The organism is Gottfriedia sp. NPDC056225 (genome assembly GCF_042267765.1).
GTDB lineage: Bacteria > Bacillota > Bacilli > Bacillales > Bacillaceae_G > Gottfriedia.
Genome location: NZ_JBHJTJ010000012.1, coordinates 38,622 through 63,065 on the forward strand (window position 1 = coordinate 38,622; position 24,444 = coordinate 63,065).

Genomic DNA, 24,444 nt, shown 5'->3' on the forward strand with positions numbered 1-24,444 from the left:
CATCATCACCCCTTCTCATTATTTCTAGACTCGTACTTAATAATGGCAAGTGTGATGTTATCTTCTCCACCGAGATCATTTGCTTGTGAAATCAACTGGTTTCCGATCATTTCAATTGGAAGATTTTCATTTAATTTTTCATTTAATTGTTCATTAGAAATTTTATTAGATAAACCATCTGAACATAAAAGGATTAAATCATCTTCTTCCCAAGTTAAAGTTTTAATATCAACATCAACTGTTTCCTCTGTACCAAGTGCTCGTGTAATTACATTTTTACGAGGATGTATTTCTGCATCCTCTCTAGAAATTTGTCCAAATTTGACGAGTTCGGCAACAAATGTATGATCTTCTGTTATTTGTTTAAAACCTTCGTCGTTCAATAAATAACTTCTACTATCCCCTACATGTGCTAGCGTGAAAAACAGAGGAGTACAAATGATTGCCTCAAGAGTTGTACCCATCCCATTGCACTCTTCATTTTGTTCTGAATGAACTAATAAGTTTGTATTCAATTGTCCTACAATGTTTTTTAGCCATGCTTCGGCTTCGATTGGTGTATCAAATTTACTAGTATTTTTCCATTCTGCTTCGAGGAAATTGATCGCCATCATACTGGCAACTTCGCCTGCTAAATGACCACCCATTCCATCAGCAACTACAGCTAATACGATTCCTGCATCGTTCGAAAATATGCCTACGCTATCTTCATTATGCCCACGAACTTTCCCCGTATCAGTTTGAAAAAAAGTTTGCATTGTTTCACCTCGTCTCCTCTTTACGCTCCTTTGCACGCAACTGTCCACAAGCTGCATCTATATCATGACCTTGTTCACGACGAATTGTAACATTGATATTATTATTTTTTAGTACTTTTTCGAATGCAAAGATTTGTTCCTTAGGTGTTCTTACATAATTTCTTTCTGGTACATAGTTTACTGGAATTAAATTCACATGACATTTAACTCCTTTAAGTAGTTTTGAAAGTTCTTCTGCATGCTCAACTTGATCATTCTCTCCACCGAACAGACCATATTCGAACGTAACACGTCTACCAGTCTTTTCAACATAGTAACGAACAGCGTCCATTAAATCCGGTAATTTATATGCTCTATTAATTGGCATTAATTTAGAACGTAACTCACTATTAGGAGCGTGTAATGAGATTGCAAAATTAATTTGAAGTCCTTCATCAGCAAAGTTATAGATTTTTGGGATGATTCCACTTGTTGAAACAGTGATATGTCTTGCACCAATGTTTAGACCTTTTTCACTATTTACGATTCTTAAGAAATCCATTAAACCATCGTAGTTATCAAACGGTTCGCCTATACCCATAACAACAATTGAGCTTACTCTTTCTTCGACTTCATCGATTGCACGTTGTACTTCTAAAACTTGTGCAACAATTTCGCCAGCTTCTAGATTTCGTTTTAAACCGCCAAGAGTTGATGCACAAAATGTACATCCAATTCGACAACCTACTTGTGTCGTTACACATACAGAATTGCCATAATTATGTCTCATTAAAACAGTTTCAATCGAATATCCATCATGTAATTCAAATAAAAATTTCATTGTACCGTCTGAAGAGGTTTGTTTTACTAACGTTTTTAATGTAGTAATCGTAAAATTCTCTTCAAGTAAAACACGTAATTCTTTTGGAATATTTTGCATTTCTTCAAAGCTTTCAACTCGTTGCACATATAGCCAATTATAAATTTGTTTCGCGCGGAAAACCTGCTGCTTTTGAGCCTTTATCCAATCCTCTAAATCACTCACCTTTAACGAGTAAATTGAGGGTTTATGTTCCTTTTTTATTTTGACTGAATTTGTAGTATTTTCTAAATTCAACGTTACACCTTCTTTCTTAATCTTGCAATAAAAAATCCATCCGTTCCAAAATAATGTGGTAAAAGTTGTACATACCCATTTTGAACCGAATTGTTTTCATTTAATTTCTCTGGTAGATGATCGACCAATGAATGATCTAACTCATATTCTTGATGATTATCTAAAAAAGCTTCGATTACATCCATATTTTCTTCATGACCCACTGTACAAGTACTATATACTAATGATCCACCAGGTTTAACTAGTTTTGAAGCTTCATCTAAAATAGACTTTTGAACTTTTTGTAAATTTGTCACATCTGTGGCATTCTTTTTCAATAAAATATCTGGTTTACGACGAATAACCCCTAAACCTGAACAAGGAGCATCAACTAATACTTTGTCGAATAATCTTCCTTCAAACTCAAGCGGCGCATTTCTAGCATCAAGAGCTTTTGTTTCGATATTATTTAAGCCTAAACGATTCGCTTGTTCTTTAATAAGCTTCACTTTATGCTTGTGTAAATCTAATGAGGTCACAGATCCAGAACCGCCTAACAGCTCAGCAATATGAGTCGACTTACCTCCAGGTGCTGCACAAGTATCTAATACATCGTCACCTTTTGTTACACCTAGTGCTTGGGCGACTAACATCGAACTCTCATCTTGAATTGATAAATAGCCTTCTTTAAATGCATCCGTATAAGCAACATTGCCTTTTTGTATTTCAATTGCAAATGGAGACAGTTTCCCTATATTGGCCTGTACTCCCTCATCTTCTAACATTTTAAGGACTTCTTCTCTTGACGCCTTCATTGTATTAACTCTTGCAGTTTGAAATGGTGGTAGTATATTCTCTTCACATATTTTTCTAGTTTCTTCTAGACCGAATTCATCTGCCCACTGTTCAATTAACCACTCCGGGTGATTCGTTTCAATTGAAAGCTTTTCGATTGGATCCTTTATTTCATCTATAGATTTCAAGCCATTTCTTTGAATATTTCTTAAAACGCCATTAACTAAAGAAGCGATTCCTTTATGGCCACGTTTTTTAGCAATTTCAACCGCTTCATTTAATACTGCATGAGGAGGTATTCGATCTAAAAAATGCATTTGATATAAAGAAAGCTTGATTAATAAATAAACCCATTCTTCTAATTTCTTCTGATTTTTTATAAACGGTTCTAAATAAAAATCTAATAATTTATCTCTTTGGATTGTTCCATAGATAATTTCTGTTAATAGTCCCGAATCAGCAGAAGATAACTCATTCTTTTGAATATAGTTATTTACTAACAAATTACTATACGATTGATTTTTATAAACTGAAAGGAGTGCCTCTAAGGCAATCTCTCGTACATTTTTACTCATGTTATTCTCCTAACTTCATTCCACGTTCAATAAAAGAACCTGCACCGTTAATATATTGTTTTGCTTCCATTCGCTTTTTACCAGCAGGCTGTAAATCCGTAATCTTTATGGCAGTAGTATTTCCAGTTGATACTAAAATGCCATCATTTAGAACTTCAATTATTTCACCTGGAGTAACAGTTTTATTCGTAGTAGATTTCTCTCCCCACCAAACTTTTAAAACTTCTCCGTTTAATGTAGTATAAGCTACTGGCCAAGGGTGTAAACCTCTTATATGATTATAAATCTCCTCGCCAGTTTTCGACCAATTAATTAGCTCTTCTTCACGCTTAATATTTCTTGCGAAGCTCACATTACTCTCATCTTGTTTTTTAGCAGTAATTTCACCTTTTAATAAAGGCGGAATAGTCTCAGAAAGCAAGTTAGCACCTGCAATACTTAATTTTTCGTGTAACGTCCCAACATGATCACTTTCTTCAATAGGAACAACGATTCTAGATAACATATCACCAGCATCTAATTTTTCTACCATATACATGATTGTTACACCAGTTTCACTTTTACCTTGAATGATTGAATAGTGAATTGGTGCACCACCTCTTAGCTCTGGAAGTAAAGAAGCATGTACATTTATACAACCAAATTGAGGTGCCTCTAAAATATCATTTGGGAGAATTTGCCCAAAAGCTGCTGTTACGATTAAATCTGGATTTAATGCCAATACTTTTTCTGTTTCTTCTGGTAGACGTATTTTTTCAGGTTGTAATACTGGAATATTATGCTTTAGAGCCTCAACTTTAACAGGAGGTGGCGTTAATACTCTTTTTCGACCAACAGGACGATCCGGCTGTGTCACTACCCCTACAACATCATATCCATCTTCAATTAATCTTCTTAAAACGGGAACTGAAAAATCAGGTGTTCCCATAAAAACGATTTTTGTCATTCTTTTGCCTACCCTTCTAATTCACTTTCCTCATAGTATTTTGATACTTTAGAAGTGAATAAAACTCCATTTAAATGATCAATTTCATGTAAAAGTGCACGAGCTAAAAACCCACGAGCCTCAATAATAAAATATTTCCCACGTTTATTTTGCGCTTTTATTTTTGCATAGCTAGGTCTTGTAACATCCCCATAAAGGTTTGGAAAACTTAAACAACCTTCTACATCGGTTTGCTCACCCTTTGTTTCCATGACGATTGGATTAATTAAATCAATTCTTCCATTCTCATCTTCAACGTCTACTACAGCTACTTGTTGCAGAATTCCAACTTGTGGTGCTGCTAATCCAACACCATCAGCTGCAAGCATCGTCTCATACATATTATTTAAAAGTTTTACTAAATTTTTATCAAATGTCGTCACTTTTTCACAAGGTGTTTCAAGCACTTCATTTGGGTGTTCAATAATTGTTAATAAAGCCAATTTCGCAACTCCTATCATGATTGTTTGTAAATTTGTGTATGTTTAATTTCTTATTTTCATCTTTATTATTTGAATAACTGACTAAAGATTTTCCCTATAGAGCTGGGCAAACTTGCTCCACTTTTCGTTACATAAACATAGTAGGTTGAAAGTCGATTGTCAGTTGTAGTTTTGCTTTGTCTGTTTCATCTTGGTAATATTGTTGGATTCGGTTTAGTACGTCGTATAGTGCAGGCTCAGATTTGTATTTTATCATACATTGATAACGAAAATGGTCTTTTATTTTTGCGATTGGCGATGCGACTGGTCCAAGTATAATAGAACTTTCCGATAAATGTTCTCTTAAATAGCTTGCGATTTGTTCACTTACTTTTACTGTTTTTATTAAATCATTATGTGCTATTGAGATTAAAACTAAATAATAAAACGGTGGATATCTAAACGAGCGTCTAATTTTCATTTCTTCTTCATAAAACTCAACATAGTTTTGAGTTTGCGCTAATTCAATACTATAATGCTCTGGAGAATATGTTTGTATGACTACTTCACCTGGTTTTTCATGTCGACCAGCTCTTCCACTTACTTGTGTTAATAAGCTAAAAGTACGTTCGCTTGCTCTGAAATCTGGTAAATGAAGTGAACTATCTGCTGCTAAAACACCCACCAATGTAACATTTGGAAAATCAAGTCCTTTAGCAATCATTTGGGTTCCTAATAATATGTCTGCCTCACCATTTCCGAATTGCTTAAGCATTTTTTCGTGTGCACCTTTACGGCTAGTTGTATCATTATCCATCCTGATAACTCTTGCTTCTGGATAAGCTTTTGTAATGGCTTCTTCTACTTTTTGCGTTCCAGTTCCAAAAAAACGTATATGCTCACTTTGGCAAGAAGGGCATTGCTTTGGCATATAAGTTTCATATCCGCAATAATGACATTTCAAATGATGATTATGTTTATGATAAGTTAAGGAAACCTCGCAATGGGGGCATTGAATTGTGTAACCACAATCTCTACACATTACAAATGAAGAATAGCCTCGACGGTTTAAAAATAAGATGATTTGTTCCTTTTTTTCTAATCGATCAATTATTTTTTCATGTAAAGCGGTAGAAAACATCGTACGATTACCAATTCTTAGTTGTTCTCTCATATCGACGATTTCAACTTCAGGTAAAGGACCTTGATTGACCCTTTTTGACATAATATTTAGTTCGTAAACTCCTTTGCTTGCTCTAGCAAATGATTCAAGTGTAGGAGTTGCACTTCCTAAAACTACAGGACAATGGTGATATTCACCTCTCCAAATAGCAATATCTCTAGCGTGATATCTTGGATGTTCGTCCTGTTTATACGTTGTTTCATGTTCTTCATCAATAATGATTATTCCAATATTTTCGAATGGGGCAAAAATAGCTGAACGCGCACCAACTACTACTTTCACTTCTTTTCTCTGAATTTTTCTCCATTCATCATATTTCTCACCAATTGATAGTCCACTGTGTAATACTGCCACATCATTACCAAATCTGCTTTTAAAGCGACCTACAATTTGTGGGGTAAGTGAAATTTCTGGTACTAATACAATTGCTTCCTTCCCCTGCAATAGTACTTCCTGGATCGATTGCAAATAAACTTCTGTTTTTCCACTACCGGTTACACCATTTAACAGATGGATCTTATTTTCTTTATTATTAAAGGAAGAAACAATTTGCTCAAATGCCACTTGTTGTTCTGCCAGCAGTGGTAACGGCTGAGACTTCACAATTTCTCTTCCTACATAAGGATCTCGATAAACTTCAACCGTTTTAATTGAAATAACCTTGTTTTTCTCCAAAGTTTTAATCGGAGAGTCAGTGATGCCAAGACATTCTTTTAACTCTTTCACACTTATTTCGCCATTCATACGTAAATATTCAATAATGTCCATTTGCTGCGGAGAAATTTTGTTTGGAAGTTCCTCATCTAACACTTTTAAAAGTGAAGCAACTCGTTCGGTTTTTTTATTTGCTTTATTTTTTACCTCATATTCAATTTCAAGCAAACCATCTTTAACAGCACGTTGAACTAAAGAAATTTTACTTACAAGACTTTCTACTTCAGACCATTCTCTTCTTTTAACTACAGAGAATAGATTTGCTAATTCAGGAACTAGCTGTTCATAAGCTTGTTCTGTACTTACTTGAACATGTTTTTTATATACAGCTTTTATTGCTGTAGGTAGCATTGCTTGATAGGCAGAAATTAAAAAGCAAAGTGTTTTTTCAGAAATATACGAACCTAAAAGAAGAAGCTCTTCAGTTAAAACTGGCACTACATCAAGAACTTCTTCAATTTCTTTCACCTTGTCTAAACTAGTTGTTTCCTTTATGGACAAAACAAAGCCTTGAACCTTTCTTGGACCAAATGGAACAATTACTCTCATTCCCGGCTGAATTGCATCCGCCCAACTAGTTGGAACTTTATAATCAAAAGGACGGTCAGTTTGTCTGACTGAGACATCAACTAAAACTGATGCGTATGTCATCTCTCTACCTCATTTAGTAAGTGATGCACTTCAAGTAATATTTCTTTAGCTACTTCTTTTTTACTCATTTTAGGTAACGGTTTACTTTCACCATTCCGCTTAAAAATCGTTACAATATTCGTATCAGACCCAAAACCCGCCCCAGCTTTTGTTACATCATTTGCAACAATCATATCAGCATTTTTCTTTATCAGTTTACTTTTTGCATACTCATCTATTTGGCTTGTTTCTGCAGCAAAACCAACTAAAATTTGATGTGTTTTATTTTGACCTAAAGTTAAAAGTATATCTTTTGTACGTTTAAACGAAATTGAAAGATCACCTTCAACCTTTTTTACTTTTTGGTCATACGAAATTGAAGGGGTGTAATCAGCTACTGCTGCAGTTTTTATAACAACATCAGCCTCATCATACTGTGACCAGATTGCTTCAAACATCTGTTCAGCAGACTCAATTTGGATAAATGTACAACCATCAGGTGGAGTTAAATTAGATGGACCTGATACTAAAGTTACTTCTGCACCTAATGAGACTGCAACTTCTGCAATACTATAACCCATTTTGCCTGTTGAGTGATTTGAAACAAATCGAACTGGGTCAATTTTTTCTACTGTCGGTCCTGCGGAGATAATTATTTTTTTTCCTTTTAATAGGCCAACTTCTCTTTGGAAATATTCATTTACAAATTGAACAATTTCCTCAGGCTCAGCTAATCTACCTTTCCCCACATAACCACATGCTAAATATCCTTCATTAGGTTCGATAAATCGATGTCCGATTTCTTTCAAAGTACTCATATTTTTTTGAACAATTGGATGATTATACATATTAACATTCATAGCTGGCGCGACCCAAACTGGCTTTGTTGCAGCAAGTAAAGTTGCTTGAATCATTTCATCACCAAGACCGTTTGCAAGCTTTCCAATTGTATTAGCAGTTGCTGGTGCAACAATAATTAAATCAGGCCAATCCCCTAAATCGATATGCGCAATTTTAGAACTATCCAGTTCATCAAACGTATCTATATATACATCATTTCTTGATAAAGCTTGAAACGTTAAAGGTGTAACAAATTTAGTTGCAGAAGGGCTCATCATTACTTTAACGTCATATCCTGCTTGTACTAGTTTACTTGTAAGTGCCGCTGCCTTATAGACTGCAATCCCACCTGTAACACATAGGAGAATCTTTTTCTGTACCACTCACCTTCACCCTTTCAAATCTTATACTTTCTATGTAATGTCAAAAAATAGTTCTTTTTGATGTTCTATGTCTAAGATACCACAAATATGTTTTAAATAAATATTAAAGACTTATATAAAGAAAACCCGCCAACTGGCGAGCCTTATCGTCGAAATCAAAGGCAATTTGCCTTTATCTTAATTTCTAGAAACAGGAACCTTCGTCGAGTATGATCCTTGCTGCCACTTTATACTTTAAAACGTAAAAATAAGACTGTCCCCATCTGACTAGTCACCACGAAACTTTTTCAGGAAGTGTTAAAACACCACGTTGTCCTTTTTAGTCATATGGATATTAGCAAATGTTTTGGGACAGCCTCATCACACGTTAAATATTAGTCTTCTTTAACTTCTTCAAGTTTTCTATAAGATAATAGTCCAGCATTAATTTCTTCTAATGCTTTTCCTACAAATTTGTCAGATACAGGTTTTTCAACACGAGTATCTTTAGTTACTTGCATTTCACGAGCACGCTTTGATGCAACTGTTACTAGTGTGTATTTTGAGTCTAATTTTGTTAATAAACGGTCAATCGAAGGATATAACATAGTTTATTCGGCCTCCATCATTCTTTTATAATAATTTGCAACTCGTTCACGTTTTAAATGTTCACTTAAAATAATTGCTTTAATACGCTCACAAGCTAATTCAACTTGGTCATTTTCAACTACATAATCGTATGCATCCATCATTTCAATTTCTTCTTTTGCTGCATTCATACGATTCATGATGATTTCTTCAGTTTCAGTACCTCTTGTTACAATTCTATTTTGTAATTCGCTCATACTTGGAGGGGCTAAGAAAATAAAGATTCCTTCTGGAAAAGCTTTTTTAACTTGCAGTGCACCTTGAACTTCAATTTCTAGGAAAATGTCTTTTCCTTCAGTTAATGTTTTTTCAACATAATCGATTGGAGTTCCGTAATAATTCCCTACAAATTCTGCCCACTCAAGGAATTTATTATCATTAATTTTTTGTTTAAAATCTTCTTTTGTTGTAAAGAAATAATCTACTCCATTTACTTCGCCTTCACGAGGATTTCTCGTTGTCATTGAAATACTATATTGTAGATCTAAATCCTTATTTTCAAAAATAGCTTTACGCACCGTACCTTTACCTACTCCAGACGGACCAGAAAGTACGATTAATAAACCTCTTTCATGCCTCATTTATGACCCTACCCTTCTAATTCTTAAACAGTTTAAATAATTAAAGGTCAATCTATTTCTTTATCTTGTGTTAGAGTCAATTAATAAAATTAATTAGTCTTCTAATTCACATTGTTACCGGACCTTTGCAACTATAAACAAATCTTTTACATTATTCAATATTTTGAACTTGCTCTCTAATTTTTTCAAGATTATTTTTAATTTCAACTACTTGTTTTGAAATATCCAATGAATTTGCTTTTGAACCAATCGTATTAACTTCGCGATTCATTTCTTGTACGATGAAATCTAGTTTACGTCCAATTGATTCATTTAATTGCAACGTTTCTTTAAATAAGTCTAAATGACTAGTTAGTCGAACTAATTCTTCAGAAATATCGCAGCGATCTGCAAATAGCATGATTTCTGTTAATAATCTTTGCTCATCTACAGTAGTTAATTCAACTTCTGCCAATTTAGATTGAAGTTTTTCTCGATATGATTTCACTACTTGAGGAGCATACTCAGCAATCTGTTTTTTACATTCTTCAATCGCTGATAATCTTTCTATCAAATCTTTTTCTAGTTGCCTACCTTCTTTACACTTAACATCAAAAAATTGTTTACATGCGTTTTCGGTAGTCGTAAATAATAATTCTTCAAAATTATCATTAATTTGTTCTACTTCACTAACTGTAGTTACTTCAGGTAACTTTAATAAATCAATTGGATTATAAGTAGATTCATTTTGTTTTTCACCTGAAAGATTTTCAATCGCTTTTTTATATTGTTGAATTAAGCCTTCATCTATTTGTAATGTACGTTGTAACAAACCTTCAATTGTAACAAAAACTTCTACTCGACCTCGACTAGTATATTCGGCTACAATTTTCTTAATTGCATCTTCATATGCTAATAATTGTCTAGGCATTCGAACGATTGTCTCTAAATATCGATGATTTACTGCCTTCATTTCAATATGTATTTTGTACTGTTCATTTGACAAAATGGCTTTACCATACCCTGTCATACTTACAACCATTGTTCCACTTCCAATACACTAATTTTCTCTCTAATTTAATTACCAATTTTTATTCAATATGTAAAAGAGAAAAGGTAATAGAGCGTACCTCTACTACCTTTAGGAATTATAACATATTTTAAATTGGTTATCCATTTTGTTCGTAAATTATTTTTTCTTTGTAAATAAAGCTCCAGCAAGCATAAAAGTTGGGATCGACGAAAGTCCGCCTATTAGGAACCAATCTCTACCCACAATTGGAATCGTTTTGAAAATAGGTTGTAATGGTGGATAATAGATTACGACTAACATTAATAACATTGAAATAATAACAGCACCAATTAAATATAAATTTCCAAATACGTTTCGATGGAAAATGGAACGCTCACTTCTACAATCAAATACATGAATTAATTGTGCTAAAACTAAAGTTGAAAATGCTACTGTTTGAGCGTATTCTAATTGATTCGGATGCTGATTATAGGAGATTATGAATGCCAATAGTGTGACAAATCCAATTAAAAATCCTCTCGAAATGATTTTCCATCCTAACCCTCTTGCAAAAATCCCTTCTGATAATGAGCGAGGACTTCTTTTCATCACATCGTCTTCAGCAGAATCTACACCTAATGCCATTGCTGGTAAGCCATCCGTTACTAAATTTACCCATAAAATTTGTACTGGTACTAGTGGTAATGGTAAGGCTAACAACATCGCAAACAACATAACCAAAATTTCCCCGACATTCGAAGCTAATAAGTAACGTATGAATTTTCGAATATTACTATAAATATTGCGTCCTTCTGTAATAGCCGATTTGATTGTCGCAAAATTATCATCGAGTAAGACTAAAGACGAAGCTTCTTTCGCTACATCTGTGCCTGTAATCCCCATCGAGATTCCGATATCTGCTGCCTTGATTGCTGGTGCATCATTTACACCATCACCAGTCATAGCTACGATATGTCCATTTGCTTGAAGCGCTTTAACAATTTTTAATTTATGCTCAGGAGAAACTCGGGCAAACACTGAAGCATCTTCAACGAATTCCTGAATTTGCTCGATCGATAGTGCATCTAATTCTTTTCCTTCTACTACTCTACCATTATCTCTTAATATCCCTAGTTTTCTAGCGATACTTGAAGCAGTTAATTTATGATCACCAGTAATCATAATCGTTTTAATCCCTGCTTCTTTACATTCTTGAACAGCTTGTGCAACTTCTGCTCTTGGAGGGTCAATCATCCCTTGCAAACCAATAAAAGTTAAATTATTTTCAAGCTCCCTTTCATCAATAATCGTTGCTTTTAATGGTTTAAAAGCAATCGCAATCGTACGGAGAGCATTATTTGCATAGGATTCAATTGTACTTTCAACAGCGTTTTGTCTAAACGTATTTAATTGCTCTTCTCTTTCATGCCATAAAATTGTCTTACATTTAGAAAGTAACACGTCAGGAGCACCCTTCGTAATTACAAACTGTTCACCTGAACGATTTTTTACAACAACCGTCATCATTTTCCGTGTACTATCAAATGGGACCTCATGTACTCTAGTGAAATTCGAGCTTACATATTCTCGGTCGATCCCTGCTTTATAACCAGCAACAACAAGCGCACCTTCAGTTGGGTCCCCATCTAATACGATTTCTTTTTTCTTTTGAATTAACTCAGCATCACTACAAATTGATCCGAATACAAGTGTTTGAAATAATTGTTTATTTAATGTCGGATTGATAGTTCTTTCTTTACTAGTAAATTCTCCATTAATTGCATATCCGTTTCCAGATACTTCATAACTCGATCCACCCGACCAAATATTTGTAACAGTCATTTTATTTTCTGTCATAGTCCCCGTTTTATCTGAACAAATGACAGAAGCACAACCTAATGTTTCAACAGCTTGAAGCTTTCGAACTATCGCTTTCTTTTTAATCATCCGTTGCACACCGAGTGATAACGCAACTGTTACAATCGCCGGTAAGCCTTCTGGAATTGCAGCAACCGCTAAAGACACACCAGCTAAAAACATATGATATAATTCATTACCTTGATAAACTCCTATAAATACGACTAAAGCTGTTAAAAACAATGCAAGTACAATTAATATTTTCCCTAATTGTTCTAGTCGTCTTTGTAACGGTGTCACGATCGTTTCTGTATTTTGAAGTAAATTTGCAATTTGACCCATTGCTGTTTTCATTCCAGTTGAAACAACAACACCTTTACCATTTCCACGTGTAACAAGCGTTCCCATAAAGCCCATATTATCTTGATCACCAATACCAATATCATCTAACTGAATTGACTCAAATCTTTTCTGAACTGGAACCGACTCTCCTGTAAGCGCTGATTCTTCTATGTATAAACTTGATGCTTCGATTATGCGAATATCAGCACCAATCCGATCGCCACTTGAAAACTTAATAATATCCCCTACAACTAAATCTCTTGAAGGTAGCTTGACAAATTGCCCATTTCTCAAGACATTTACTTGTGGAGCAGCCAATTCCTTTAGCGCTTCTAATGATCTCTCTGCTTTAGCTTCCTGAAAATAACCTAAAATACCATTAATTAACACAATCGCTAAAATTGCGACTGCATCTACAACTTCTTTCAAAAAGATTGATATAATCGTTGCGCCTAATAGTACAAATACCATAAAATCATTAAACTGATTTAAAAATAAAACGAGTTTGGAAGTTTTCTCCGATTCCTTTAATTCATTTGCACCAAAAGTTGCTCGCCTTTGCCTTACCTCCTCATCAGTTAAACCGGAGGAAACATTTGTATTTGTTACTTCTACGACTTCTTCCGCTCTCATCCGATAAAAATTCATACTATAGTTCACCCCTAATTAAACATTAGGTAAGTTGTCCCCCTTACCTCTCATAAAAGCATATTCAGACTCGTCCTAATAAATGATATAATGATGAAAATAAATCTATCTTTTAACCTTTTAAAACTGTGACAATACTAAATAAAATATTGTATGATTAATTTCTTGATAAATTTTATGATTACATAGTTTTGGGTTATGACTCTGTTAATGAATAAAGTCGAAGTGTGAACTGAAATGAATGTTGCTAATATTCTGAGGAGTACTTTTAGGGTGGTAACGATAGGAAAAATGAAATAAGTCTCTTGCTATATCCTAATCTTAAGTAGTATGCACTTTCAAAAATAGGAATCAACGTTCTTCTTTCATTGATATTTAGTCGCATTATTTAATCAATAAAAATAAAATTAGTGTTTATAAGAGTAGGACGTGATACATATGTCTTTTGACGGACTTTTTACAGGAGCTATGACCAATGAAGTAGCTTCTAAACTAACAACTGGTAGAATTTCAAAAATAGTACAACCAAGTAACTATGAAGTACTTCTAACCGTGAGAGCAAACGGGGCAAATTACAAACTATTATTAAGTGCTCATCCTAGCTACGCAAGATTCCATTTTACAAATCATAACTACGATACACCTTCAGAACCATCAATGTTTACAATGCTTTTAAGAAAGCATTTAAATGGTGGGTTCATTGAAAGTATTACGCAATTAGAGCGCGAGCGAATTGTTAACATAAAAGTTCGTAGTAGAAATGAAATTGGTGATGAACAATACAGAACTTTAATCATTGAATTAATGGGTAGACATAGTAATATCATTTTAATTGATGAAGAAAGACAAATGATTTTGGATAGTATTAAGCATGTACCGATGGCTGTTAACCGTCATCGAATTGTACAACCAGGAGCAACTTATGTTTCTCCACCTCAACAAGAAAAACTAGATCCATTTCAAGTTATATCTGAAGAGGAATTTAATAAACTAATCACTCAAAATGATGAGACACCCGTACAAGCAATAGTACAAAATTTCTCTGGAATCTCACCATTACTTGCAAATGAAATTGTCTTTTTAGGATCTACAAATGTCTATGATTCATTTAAAACAATCATAAATGAAATCCAATTGGAAAAGTTTACGCCTTCACTTTTCCGCTTAGAATCAAAAGAACTTTTTTATTTTATAAATTTATCTCACTTAAAAGCTGAACAAACTGTTTTCCCATCTTTAAGTGAGCTCTTAGATGTTTATTACTTCGGTAAGGCTGAACGTGACCGAGTGAAACAGCAAAGCGGAGATTTAGAAAAATTGTTACAAAATGAACTAACAAAAAACAAGAAAAAAATCAAAAAACTACGTAATAGTCTTGAGGATACTGATAAAGCAGATAAAATTCAATTACAAGGCGAATTACTCACAGCAAATATGTTTGCAATGCAAAAAGGCATGAAAGAAATCGAAGTGGTTAATTACTATGACGAAAACGGTGGCACAATGGTCATACCTTTATCACCATTAAAAACACCATCTGAAAATGCACAAGCTTATTTCACAAAATACACTAAGCTTAAAAATTCAGTAACACATATCGAAGAACAAATTAAACTAACAACAGAAGAAAATGACTATTTAGAAACAGTTATTCAACAAATCGAATCTGCCTCCCCACGTGATTTGGAAGAAATCCGAGAAGAACTAGTGGAGACAGGTTATATAAGAAAGAAAAAATCGAAAAAAGCACAAAAGTCGAATAAACAGAAAGTTACGTTAGATGAATACATCTCTTCTACTGGTGAACAACTATTAGTAGGGAAAAACAATAAACAAAATGAATATTTAACGAATAAACTTGCAAGTAGAGACGAACTTTGGTTTCACACGAAAGATATCCCAGGCTCTCATGTAGTCATTCGTGCTAAGGATCCAAGTGAAAATGCCATAAAGGAAGCTGCTATTATCGCTGCATATTTTAGCAAAGCTCGCCAATCAAGCTCTGTACCTGTTGACTACACTGAAATTCGCCACGTAAAAAAACCAAGTGGCTCAAAACCAGGTTTTGTTATATACGAACAAAACAATACAGTGTATGTAACACCTGATGAAGAACTCGTTTTAAAATTGAAGAAATAAAAAATGGTAACACCATATCAGCAACAAATATAGCAAAAAAGGGACGGATATTCCGTTCCTTTTTTCACGTTGTTGAAAAAAAGCTTGTCAATTAATCAAAGATTTTTCCTCAACTGAGCCTGCGGAGTCTTTAGCCTAACCGCTCCAATCAACTTCTTCAAAATAAAAAAGCGTGCAATAGATGTGCTCAAACAATTAGCATCTCAATAATTTATATACTTAAAAAAGAGCAATTAATAAAGTTAGTTGGTATTCCACAAACAAATTATCTATTTTTAATAAAATAACCTCATCAAAACAAAGAAATTTCCCATCAAATAGATCGCTTAGTAAAATTTTAACCATTGTATATTTGGCTCTATTAAAGAAGATTGTTGATTTTCTTACTAAACTAGTTAGCATGTAAGTTAAATAACGAAAGGAATATTGCACAGTAAATATAATTTATAAATAGGAGTTAATTTAAAGGATGAAAGGAGCTGTCTTAATGGAAGTTATTATTCGAAAGTATAGAACAATTTTCTTTTTACTGATCATAATTGTAAATATAATTTATATAACTTTAGACAATAAAAAAATTGAAACAATTACATCAATAATAACTTTAACGATTGCCTCTATACTTTATATTATAAAATTTAGATATGACAATAAGGGCAAAGAAAGCAATTAGCTGTACGGTGATTGTTTAACTAACACCGTGCTTTAGTTGTATAAGAGTCCTAAACGTTGACTTAATTTGACAACATTTTTTAGTGCAAAAATCTCCAATTTAACAGAGCCTTATATTTAAACACTTTGAAATAGGGACGGATATTCCTCCCTTTTTTATGAAATACGTTCTAAGAATTCATTTAAAGACGAAAACATTACTTCAGGGTCCCAATCTCCTTCACCATGCATCGCCGTCATTACTGGGTAATTTTTATTTGCTATATCTACAAAAATTGGATCTCCTAAATCCTCGTCATAACCGATAACATACCAAGTTTATTTCCAATCTCCTTCAGAGTTACCTACTAAAGAATTACCTTGATTGTCTACACTGTATCCTAATTGACCTTCTTCAAATTCATTTTTTGAAAATAAGTGAATCGATATAAACTCAATTTCAGGGTCATCAACTTTCAACTCTATTTCTAGACTTTCCAATTCTTCAATCTTATTTAGAATTACCACTAATTCTTTATTTAACAAATTGTTTCCCTCCGAAGATGAAGTAAGTAGAATCCTTTACTATTATAAGCCAACTTTTTACTGTTTATTAAGTCAATAAACCAAAGTGACATTGTAATATTTCTTTTAAGCTTTTAATAAAGTAAAAATAAAATTACTTTTGGAGTCTACATTATGAAATATAATAAAGATCAAATCCATTTAATAGTAGTAATTGGATTCACGATTTTACAATATTTCTTGCAACTCTCGGAAAATATGTTCTTCGCTTTGATTTGCATTTATACATTAGTAGCATTAATTTTCATAGAAAAAAATTCTGTTCAATCAATTTATAAATATATTATTTTTATTATGTTTCTCTTTTTAATTCATATATTGCTTTCATAATCTAACGAAATTTAAACAATATTTACTTATTTATTTGCATTTTATCATTTTTTCTAAAGAGTAATGATCCTAAAAATAGGACAAGTCCAACACAAAAACCAACAATTAAATTTGTAAAAATTTCATCTTCTCTTATATATTTAATGATTAAATATACAGCAAAAAACAACATCGTAATGACACCGAAATACATTAATACATCCTTTACTTTAACCATTTTTTACAGTCACTCCTTTCCAATTAGTAAAAAGATAGACAATAACAATTATTCGTTAAGTATCAACAGTAGTCCTATATTAAAAAATAGTCATTCAAAAAAAAAGATAAGCTAACTAAAGCTTATCTTTCATTTTGTAAATAGTTTAACGCCTTTTGCGTCTTTTCAATATAGTCTTGATCATTGTTTGAACACATAAATTTTATATTTTTTTGACCATATTCAGATAACTGGTCTTTCTCACCAAGTAATTGAATTAATCTTTTTACTGTACCATTACTTCCATCAACGATTTGAATATCTTCAGGTAAAATCTTTTTTAATATGTTTTTATAAAATGGATAATGGGTACAGCCCAGAACGATTGTTCCATACTGCTCAATCTTAAATAATGAAAGTTTACTTTTAAAATAATCAATCATTAAATCTTCATCAAAGTTTAACTCCTCACAATAATGAACAAGCTCTGGTAATGGAAGTGAGTCTACAATACTAAGGTCGTCCACTCTTGAAATAAGCTCATTATATTTTGTTTGCTTTAACGTTAATGGCGTAGCAAAAACTAATACTCGCTTTCCAGTTGTTCTGTTCATTTCAACGGCTGGTTTTACAGCCGGCTCCATACCGATAATTGGAAAGTCATACAATTCTCTTAATTCATTTACTGCAATACTTGTCGCCGTATTACAAGCAATCACTAGTGCTTTCACATCTTCTTTAATAATCATTTCAACTGATTTTTTTACAAATGCACTTACCTCTTCCTTAGACTTAGTCCCATATGGAACGTGAAGCGTATCTGCAAAATATAAAAATTCTTCATTTGGTAATTTTTTTAATGCCTCATTTAAGACAGTTAACCCACCAATTCCTGAGTCAAAAAAAGCTATTCTCATTTTAATTCACCTAATAATTTTAATTTAATGAAGTCTTTTGTGAATATGTCTACAAATTATAACATTCCCTTATAAGGACAAAATTCACAAATATATAATACTAAATTAACCTAATTATGGTAGAATGTAAACTTTTCAGAAAATAATTAACTCGACTCAATAGCACGTTTATTCGTACTGGTTGATTTTCTGTTCTAATCGTAAGCAAATAAATTTCTCCCTTCAATCTATTTTTAATAAAACTATTTCAATCCTATTAAAATTATCTTTATAATAAAGTACATGGTTCATAGATCAAATACAAGGTGGTAAATTAAATGCAAGATGAATTACTTAAAATTTTTGATGAATCTGGTAAACATATAGGAGTAGCACCTCGAAGTGAAGTACATAAAAAGGGATTATGGCACGAAACTTTTCATTGTTGGTTACTTAGTGTAGAAAATAAACAAGCTTCAATCTATTTTCAAATTCGTAGTCACCACAAAAAAGATTATCCGAACTTATTTGATATTACGGCAGCTGGTCACTTATTATTTACTGAAACTGTTGAAGATGGTTTAAGAGAAGTTAAAGAGGAACTTGGAATAGAAGTAAAAATGGATGATGTGATCTCTCTTGGCATTATAAAAAATTCAATCATTTTAGAAACAATTATTGATCATGAATTAAGTCATGTATTTTTACTAAAAAGCGATAAACCTTTTACTAATTTCAATCTTCAAAAAGAAGAGGTCTCTGGGATCGTGAAAGCTGATTTTAATCATTTTTATCAGTTCGCTCATGGTTTAAGAGATACAATTCTAGTTGAAGGATTTCAAATAACAGAAGCTGATGAAAAAATTCCGATTCAAAAAAGTGTCGATAAGAATCAGTTTGTTTCCCACGAAAATAATTATCTTATTGATGTAGTTGAATTAATTAATAAACAACTTAAAGGTTATTAAGTAAAAAAAGCAGTCTCAGGAAGTCTAATTTAGACGATAGAGACTGCTTTTTTCATATTTTTACTAAATGTTTATAAAACGTAAAACGATGAGCACCCATTTCTTTTTCAAAACAGAAATAAAGTCTACTATTTTGTTCGGTGACCTCTTGACGCTTGCTTTCATTAGTTTTACACACTTATTACATTTTCTCCGGTTTCAGCTTCTCTTTTAAATAGTCTTGAATACACACCTTCAATCTCTAATAACGAGTGATGAGTACCTTCTTCAACTACTTTCCCGTTCTCTAGTACAACAATTCGATCGGCTGTTAATACTGTAGATAATCGATGTGAAATCACGATTACAGATTGTTTAGATTTTCGCTTTTGAATTGCTTCATTTATTTGTAATTCAGTGATTGGGTCTAAAGCTGAACTTGCTTCATCTAAAATTAGAATTGGAGAGTTTTTAACTAATGCTCTTGCTAAAGATAATCTTTGTTTTTGACCACCAGATAAAAGTGCACCACGTTCTCCAATTGACGATTCTAAACCATTTGGTAAGGAATTAAGATAGTCAGATAATCCACTATCGTTTAAAGCCTGAATCATCGCTTCATTTGTCACTAAATCATTTCCTATTCTAATATTATCAGCTAAACTTCCATTTCGAAGCTGTACATCCTGTGAAACAAATGCGATCGATTCACGTAACCACTTAGCATTTGCTTTATCAATCGGTAATCCATCTACTTCGATTGTTCCATCATTTAAAGGATAGAAACCTAATAACAAGTCTACTATTGTTGATTTCCCAGCACCACTAGGTCCTACTACAGCAACTGCTTCTCTTGGTTTTACATGAAATGACAACCCATTTAACACAAATTCTTCCTTTGTAGGATAAGCAAACTTTACATCTTTAAATTCAATTAATCCATTAACAGTATTTAGATACTCTCCTTCTTGTACTTCAAATTGAGAAACTGCCTCTGCTAATAATTTTTCAGATCGATCTAATGCTGGCCCGGTTCTTCTGACAGATAACCAGTTTCTTAACATTCTTTGAATTTCGTTAGCTGCAATTGTTACAAGTCCTCCCGCAGTGTACATTTGACCAGTTGTAATTTGATCATTTGAAATAAGTAGTACACTTATGAAATAGACAGCCGCTAAAGCAAAACCATTATAACTACCAATTACAACGATTGATTGCATTCTTGCTTTTAATTCAATTATCGATTCCTTTATAAAGGATTTACGAATTTCAGTCACACTTTGAATCTCATAATCTGTTGCACCTAGAATTCTTGAAAGCTGAATACCTGTTACTGATTCACGTAATCTTTCTAAATAACGTGAAGCCTCTGTTCTCGCTTTAGCGGATGCAATTCTAGTACGTGCTCCGACTTTGTTTGAAGTCCAGTAAAATAACACACCTAGTACAACACTAGTAATCATTAAATTAGGATTAATCCAAAGTAAGACAATACTATAAATAAAAACGCCTTGCACGGAAGCCATAAAAGTAGAGCCTTCCCATGCTAAAAAGTTGTGAAGTGTATCTGGATCGTCTGAAACTCGAGCTAATAATTCTCCAGATTTTGATTGATGAAAATATGAATAAGGCAATATTTGCAAATGTTTAAATAAGCGTAACTTTTGCCAATTCGTAACGGATTTAGCAATATGGTGACAAAAATACTCGTCAATGACCATTAAAATCAAATCAAGTATCGCCGCAATAACAAGTAACCACATTAATCCCCATAGCAGTGCATTCTCGTGATTTGGAAGAATATGATCTATTAACCACCCTGTTCCTAATGTTGGAATTAATGCCGCACAAATTTGACTTAAAGCAATGACAAACGAATCAGCAAATACCCATTTTTTATGAGGTTTTAAAAAGTTAATGACTCGTTTTCCATCGCCTATTTTTTTTGAATTATTTTGCATCATACGGCACTCTCCTTTTCTAGTTCACTGTATTGTGCCATATATAATTGGTAGTACTGACCTTTTAGTGATAGTAATTCTTCATGAGTACCTTGTTCAGCAATACAACCTCGGTCTAATAACAAAATACAATCTGCCTCTTTTACTGTTACAAGTCGGTGTGCGATTGTAATTGTTGTTCGACCTGGAATCAATTTTTCAAGTGATGATTGAACCTTCTCTTCCGTTTCTCCATCTAATGATGAAGTAGCCTCATCGAAAATTAAGACTGGTGGATGACGAAGAATTGATCTAGCAAGTGCAACGCGTTGTCTCTGACCACCTGATAATTTTAAACCTCTTTCACCAACAATCGTTTCAAAACCCTCCTGAAATGATTCAACTAAATCAGATAAATCTGCTGCTTCAACAGCTAAACTCAGTTCTTCATCAGTTGCATTAGGTTTCGCGTATAGTAAATTTTGTTTTAAAGTATTATTTAATAGGAAAGTTTCCTGTGATACGACGCCGATATTTTTGCGTAATGATTGATAATCATGAGTAGATAAATCTTTATTATCAACTGTAATAGTTCCTGAAGAAGGCTGATATAAACCGAGCAATAACTGAATTAAAGTGCTTTTCCCCCCTCCACTAGAACCAACAATTCCAATATGTTGACCAGCTTTAATCGAGAAAGAAATATCTTTTAATACTTCATCTGTTGAGTTAGGATAAGTAAACCTTACATTTTTCACTTCAATATCCCCATTTACCTCACCAAATTTCGGTAAATTGTCTGGCTGTTCTGCAGGTAAATCAAAATACTCATAAATTCTTTGAAGTGCAGGAATAGCTTGTTGAATCGTTAATGCATTTTCTGCTAATGAGCGAACTGGCATAAACATTGTTGGTATAAATCCTAGTACAGCAATTAAAGTACCAACTGTTATTTCGTGCTGCCAGATCGAATAGCCACCAATTAACATAATGACTCCTGGCGCACCGTTATTAAACACATTTCCTAAACGCCAATTTACTTTCCCTATTAAGGCCAAACGAATCGCAAACCTTTTCCAAACAGTCAGCTTATCTTCTATTTTTTTATTTTCTTTATCCTGCGTTTGGAATGTACGTACTAGACGGACAGATTCAATACTTTCCTGTGTATGATTATATAAATCAGCACTCATATCACGAGCAATAGCACCCATTTTTCGAACCTTTTTACCAATCATAAAAGAAGGAACTAAATAAATTGCAAAAACGATCAACATGACAACAGCAGCTGGCCAATACAATGGAAATACTGCTATAAATGCTGCAATCGCCGCAATTACTTGTTGTATAAAACGAGGAATAACTGTATTGTTTAAGTTTTGTACCGACTCAACATCGTGCGTCAAGCGATATAACATATCACCTCGAGGTGTAGTCGAAAAAAAAGCCATCGGAGCTTTTTGAAGCTTCGTAAATGCACGTAATTGCATATCTGTTATTACGTCTAAACCAATTTTTACTTGTATGAATTCTTGTAAAGATTCAAACCCAACTTTAAATAAGAATGAGAGCATGATCCCGAGAATTAAATAAAATATAACTTTAGAATCCGGACCGCCTACAATTTCATCGACTATTTTACCAGTCAAAATCGGCGGAATAATTGCAAATGCACCAGCAATTAATGAACAAACAAATGCAACCAATAAAACTTTCCAATATGGTTTAAAATGATTAACTGTTTCGATTAATATCTTCATCTATTGCATCCCCCTAACCTGTAACATTTTACAATATTTTCGAACTATTTTCACTATTAAAATTTTTACCAGTATTAAGGTAACTTATTTTTAAAAGTATAGGATGAGATTTTTATCGATTATTATGAAATTTTAGGACAATTCTCCTACTACCCTAGTGCCCAATGCTTTTATTTTTGCCTGAACCTACATACATTCTAATCTTTCAATCCATCAATTTCTTCATTAAATAGACTGAATCTTCATACTCTATTAAGCTTATAAACATAAAAAAAAATCTACAACTTAAGTCGTAGATTTTAAAATTTATTATTTACTTGATTAAATATGCAATGTAGATTTATGAAATAATCTTTCTTTTTTATTTCAATATTTGAAAATCGTATGAATGAACTGATTTCCCTTTTACTGATGACAAGATTTGCTCTACTCCATTCATTTGAACTACATTTGTTTTTTTACCAGTTTCTAAAGAATATTGCTCAAAATAATATTTAACTTTCTTTTTTGAGCTATACCTTACAACAAACATTGAATCATTTTTGAAATATGTTTGTTCTCCATAGCGATACGGACCTTTTCGTGGATTTTCAATTGTAAATTTCTTTTTCACTATATTACTAGTAAGACCCACTGTGTAAACATCACCTAATCCATTTGCGAAGAAAAGCTCATTACCATAAATATAGATCGAATGATCAAGGCTGTAAGGAATTGTTGCGGACAATTGATTGATGGTTTTATTTTTATAGGAAACAAGTGTGATTATATCTTGCTTTAATGTTTTCTTTTTTATTCGAACTAGTACTTCATTCGCATCCTTCAAATTTCCTTGTTTCCTTTCTTCAAGTACCATGTAGTAATAATTTTCATCACTAATAATCTGTGAGCTATGACTGTAGCTATCATAACCATTTCGGTTTTTAATCTGAATTAAATCTTTTATTGTTAGTTTGTTGTCGTCGAAACCAACTTTACGTAAATGGCAAGTATTTTTCTCAATATCCTTTGTTAAAATAAGTATTTCATTTTTATCTACACCCGATGTTAAAATAAAATGGGGGATATTTCCTTTTTTAAATCCTTTGTCATTTCCATATAATACATTTGAAGCATAACCATTTTTTACAAAACCTGAATTAAAAATAGTAAAATAAAGATTTAGATTTTCTAAATATCCCGTGTGTTCTCCTGTATGTTGATACTTCATTTTAACTTCTTTATATTTAGTACCAATTAAACGTAGTGTTTCTTTATCCTCTATTAAAAGGCCTTTTTCTCCTAAAGCAATACTACCACTTTCTAATCCTTTCATTTTATACCCACTAGCTACACCGTCATCATCAACAAACATCACGATACTAATCCCTTTATCATCCAAATCTTGATCCGCAGTAGAAGAATAATATAAGACGGCTTGTTTATCATCTAAAAAGTTATTCTTTCTAATGGCCTCCTCTTTTACAATAAATGGTGAAACTCTAATCTTATTAGCAACAGAATAACAACTGTAAATAACAAGGAAGCAAGCTAAAAATAGTATGATATATTTATACTTTATTTTCATTTTTTCTCCTAGGATATAATAAAAGGC

General features: G+C 32.9%; 18 protein-coding genes and 1 pseudogene. 2 read left to right on the forward strand and 17 right to left on the reverse strand.

Annotated features, from left to right (window positions below; translation table 11 throughout):
* Positions 1–5: 5 nt before the first annotated feature.
* The 11 genes from ACFCYN_RS10440 to ACFCYN_RS10490 all read right to left on the reverse strand — a co-directional run bounded on the left by ACFCYN_RS10440 (position 6) and on the right by ACFCYN_RS10490 (position 13,406).
* Positions 6–758, reverse strand: coding sequence for a Stp1/IreP family PP2C-type Ser/Thr phosphatase (locus tag ACFCYN_RS10440; RefSeq protein ID WP_172445261.1), 753 nt, complete (start codon positions 756–758; stop codon positions 6–8).
* 4 nt (positions 759–762) lie between these two features.
* Positions 763–1,854 carry a dual-specificity RNA methyltransferase RlmN gene (gene rlmN, locus ACFCYN_RS10445; protein WP_172445262.1) on the reverse strand — a complete coding sequence of 364 codons (1,092 nt, stop codon included), beginning with the start codon at positions 1,852–1,854 and terminating at the stop codon, positions 763–765.
* Between the two features lie 2 nt (positions 1,855–1,856).
* Positions 1,857–3,203 (reverse strand): 16S rRNA (cytosine(967)-C(5))-methyltransferase RsmB, encoded by a 1,347-nt coding sequence (rsmB, locus tag ACFCYN_RS10450; protein WP_172445263.1) that lies wholly within the window; start codon positions 3,201–3,203, stop codon positions 1,857–1,859.
* 1 nt (position 3,204) lies between these two features.
* Positions 3,205–4,149, reverse strand: a complete 945-nt coding sequence (fmt, locus tag ACFCYN_RS10455; RefSeq protein ID WP_375949165.1) for a methionyl-tRNA formyltransferase — start codon at positions 4,147–4,149, stop codon at positions 3,205–3,207.
* 8 nt (positions 4,150–4,157) lie between these two features.
* The gene (def, locus tag ACFCYN_RS10460; protein WP_098117537.1) at positions 4,158–4,631 is read right to left on the reverse strand and encodes a peptide deformylase; all 474 of its coding nucleotides are present in this window, start codon (positions 4,629–4,631) and stop codon (positions 4,158–4,160) included.
* A 127-nt stretch (positions 4,632–4,758) separates the two neighbouring features.
* Complete coding sequence (gene priA, locus ACFCYN_RS10465) at positions 4,759–7,158, reverse strand: primosomal protein N' (RefSeq protein ID WP_375949167.1); 2,400 nt, start codon at positions 7,156–7,158, stop codon at positions 4,759–4,761.
* On the reverse strand, positions 7,155–8,360 hold the full coding sequence (gene coaBC / locus ACFCYN_RS10470) for a bifunctional phosphopantothenoylcysteine decarboxylase/phosphopantothenate--cysteine ligase CoaBC (protein WP_375949168.1): 1,206 nt from the start codon (positions 8,358–8,360) through the stop codon (positions 7,155–7,157). Before coaBC ends, priA begins: the two co-directional genes overlap by 4 nt.
* Positions 8,361–8,734: 374 nt before the next feature.
* On the reverse strand, positions 8,735–8,947 hold the full coding sequence (gene rpoZ / locus ACFCYN_RS10475) for a DNA-directed RNA polymerase subunit omega (RefSeq protein ID WP_172445267.1): 213 nt from the start codon (positions 8,945–8,947) through the stop codon (positions 8,735–8,737).
* A 3-nt stretch (positions 8,948–8,950) separates the two neighbouring features.
* Positions 8,951–9,568, reverse strand: a complete 618-nt coding sequence (gene gmk, locus ACFCYN_RS10480) for a guanylate kinase (RefSeq protein ID WP_098117545.1) — start codon at positions 9,566–9,568, stop codon at positions 8,951–8,953.
* A 151-nt stretch (positions 9,569–9,719) separates the two neighbouring features.
* Positions 9,720–10,589: a YicC/YloC family endoribonuclease gene (locus ACFCYN_RS10485; protein WP_375949171.1), complete on the reverse strand. Its 870-nt coding sequence runs from the start codon at positions 10,587–10,589 to the stop codon at positions 9,720–9,722.
* A 147-nt stretch (positions 10,590–10,736) separates the two neighbouring features.
* Positions 10,737–13,406 (reverse strand): calcium-translocating P-type ATPase, SERCA-type, encoded by a 2,670-nt coding sequence (locus tag ACFCYN_RS10490; RefSeq protein ID WP_172445269.1) that lies wholly within the window; start codon positions 13,404–13,406, stop codon positions 10,737–10,739.
* Between the two features lie 438 nt (positions 13,407–13,844).
* Between ACFCYN_RS10490 and ACFCYN_RS10495 the strand changes: the two genes are divergently transcribed.
* On the forward strand, positions 13,845–15,545 hold the full coding sequence (locus ACFCYN_RS10495) for an Rqc2 family fibronectin-binding protein (RefSeq protein WP_375949172.1): 1,701 nt from the start codon (positions 13,845–13,847) through the stop codon (positions 15,543–15,545).
* A gap of 828 nt (positions 15,546–16,373) precedes the next feature.
* Here ACFCYN_RS10495 and ACFCYN_RS10500 read toward each other — a convergent pair.
* The 3 genes and pseudogenes from ACFCYN_RS10500 to murI all read right to left on the reverse strand — a co-directional run bounded on the left by ACFCYN_RS10500 (position 16,374) and on the right by murI (position 18,224).
* A pseudogene (locus tag ACFCYN_RS10500) lies at positions 16,374–16,742 on the reverse strand (hypothetical protein).
* 391 nt (positions 16,743–17,133) lie between these two features.
* Positions 17,134–17,328: a hypothetical protein gene (locus tag ACFCYN_RS10505; protein WP_098117554.1), complete on the reverse strand. Its 195-nt coding sequence runs from the start codon at positions 17,326–17,328 to the stop codon at positions 17,134–17,136.
* 122 nt (positions 17,329–17,450) lie between these two features.
* A complete protein-coding gene (gene murI, locus ACFCYN_RS10510; protein WP_375949175.1) occupies positions 17,451–18,224 on the reverse strand; it encodes a glutamate racemase in 774 nt (257 codons plus the stop codon).
* Positions 18,225–18,541: 317 nt separating this feature from the next.
* Between murI and ACFCYN_RS10515 the strand changes: the two genes are divergently transcribed.
* The gene (locus tag ACFCYN_RS10515) at positions 18,542–19,171 is read left to right on the forward strand and encodes an NUDIX hydrolase (RefSeq protein ID WP_172445272.1); all 630 of its coding nucleotides are present in this window, start codon (positions 18,542–18,544) and stop codon (positions 19,169–19,171) included.
* Between the two features lie 170 nt (positions 19,172–19,341).
* Here the strand turns inward: ACFCYN_RS10515 and ACFCYN_RS10520 are convergent, their stop codons facing one another.
* From ACFCYN_RS10520 to ACFCYN_RS10530, 3 genes are all read right to left on the reverse strand, one after another.
* Complete coding sequence (locus ACFCYN_RS10520; protein WP_375949177.1) at positions 19,342–21,114, reverse strand: ABC transporter ATP-binding protein; 1,773 nt, start codon at positions 21,112–21,114, stop codon at positions 19,342–19,344.
* Positions 21,111–22,850: an ABC transporter ATP-binding protein gene (locus ACFCYN_RS10525; protein ID WP_375949179.1), complete on the reverse strand. Its 1,740-nt coding sequence runs from the start codon at positions 22,848–22,850 to the stop codon at positions 21,111–21,113. Before ACFCYN_RS10525 ends, ACFCYN_RS10520 begins: the two co-directional genes overlap by 4 nt.
* Positions 22,851–23,211: 361 nt before the next feature.
* Positions 23,212–24,417 carry a hypothetical protein gene (locus ACFCYN_RS10530; protein WP_375949181.1) on the reverse strand — a complete coding sequence of 402 codons (1,206 nt, stop codon included), beginning with the start codon at positions 24,415–24,417 and terminating at the stop codon, positions 23,212–23,214.
* Positions 24,418–24,444: the final 27 nt, after the last annotated feature.

Excerpts from the sequence above, each read along its gene's own strand:
- ACFCYN_RS10440 (WP_172445261.1), bottom strand. The coding sequence starts at position 758 with ATGCAAACTTTTTTTCAAACTGATACGGGGAAAGTTCGTGGGCATAAT.
- rsmB (WP_172445263.1), bottom strand. The coding sequence starts at position 3,203 with ATGAGTAAAAATGTACGAGAGATTGCCTTAGAGGCACTCCTTTCAGTT.
- fmt (WP_375949165.1), bottom strand. The coding sequence starts at position 4,149 with ATGACAAAAATCGTTTTTATGGGAACACCTGATTTTTCAGTTCCCGTT.
- priA (WP_375949167.1), bottom strand. The coding sequence starts at position 7,158 with ATGACATACGCATCAGTTTTAGTTGATGTCTCAGTCAGACAAACTGAC.
- rpoZ (WP_172445267.1), bottom strand. The coding sequence starts at position 8,947 with ATGTTATATCCTTCGATTGACCGTTTATTAACAAAATTAGACTCAAAA.
- gmk (WP_098117545.1), bottom strand. The coding sequence starts at position 9,568 with ATGAGGCATGAAAGAGGTTTATTAATCGTACTTTCTGGTCCGTCTGGA.
- ACFCYN_RS10485 (WP_375949171.1), bottom strand. The coding sequence starts at position 10,589 with ATGGTTGTAAGTATGACAGGGTATGGTAAAGCCATTTTGTCAAATGAA.
- ACFCYN_RS10490 (WP_172445269.1), bottom strand. The coding sequence starts at position 13,406 with ATGAATTTTTATCGGATGAGAGCGGAAGAAGTCGTAGAAGTAACAAAT.
- ACFCYN_RS10495 (WP_375949172.1), top strand. The coding sequence starts at position 13,845 with ATGTCTTTTGACGGACTTTTTACAGGAGCTATGACCAATGAAGTAGCT.
- ACFCYN_RS10505 (WP_098117554.1), bottom strand. The coding sequence starts at position 17,328 with ATGGTTAAAGTAAAGGATGTATTAATGTATTTCGGTGTCATTACGATG.
- murI (WP_375949175.1), bottom strand. The coding sequence starts at position 18,224 with ATGAGAATAGCTTTTTTTGACTCAGGAATTGGTGGGTTAACTGTCTTA.
- ACFCYN_RS10515 (WP_172445272.1), top strand. The coding sequence starts at position 18,542 with ATGCAAGATGAATTACTTAAAATTTTTGATGAATCTGGTAAACATATA.
- ACFCYN_RS10520 (WP_375949177.1), bottom strand. The coding sequence starts at position 21,114 with ATGATGCAAAATAATTCAAAAAAAATAGGCGATGGAAAACGAGTCATT.
- ACFCYN_RS10525 (WP_375949179.1), bottom strand. The coding sequence starts at position 22,850 with ATGAAGATATTAATCGAAACAGTTAATCATTTTAAACCATATTGGAAA.
- ACFCYN_RS10530 (WP_375949181.1), bottom strand. The coding sequence starts at position 24,417 with ATGAAAATAAAGTATAAATATATCATACTATTTTTAGCTTGCTTCCTT.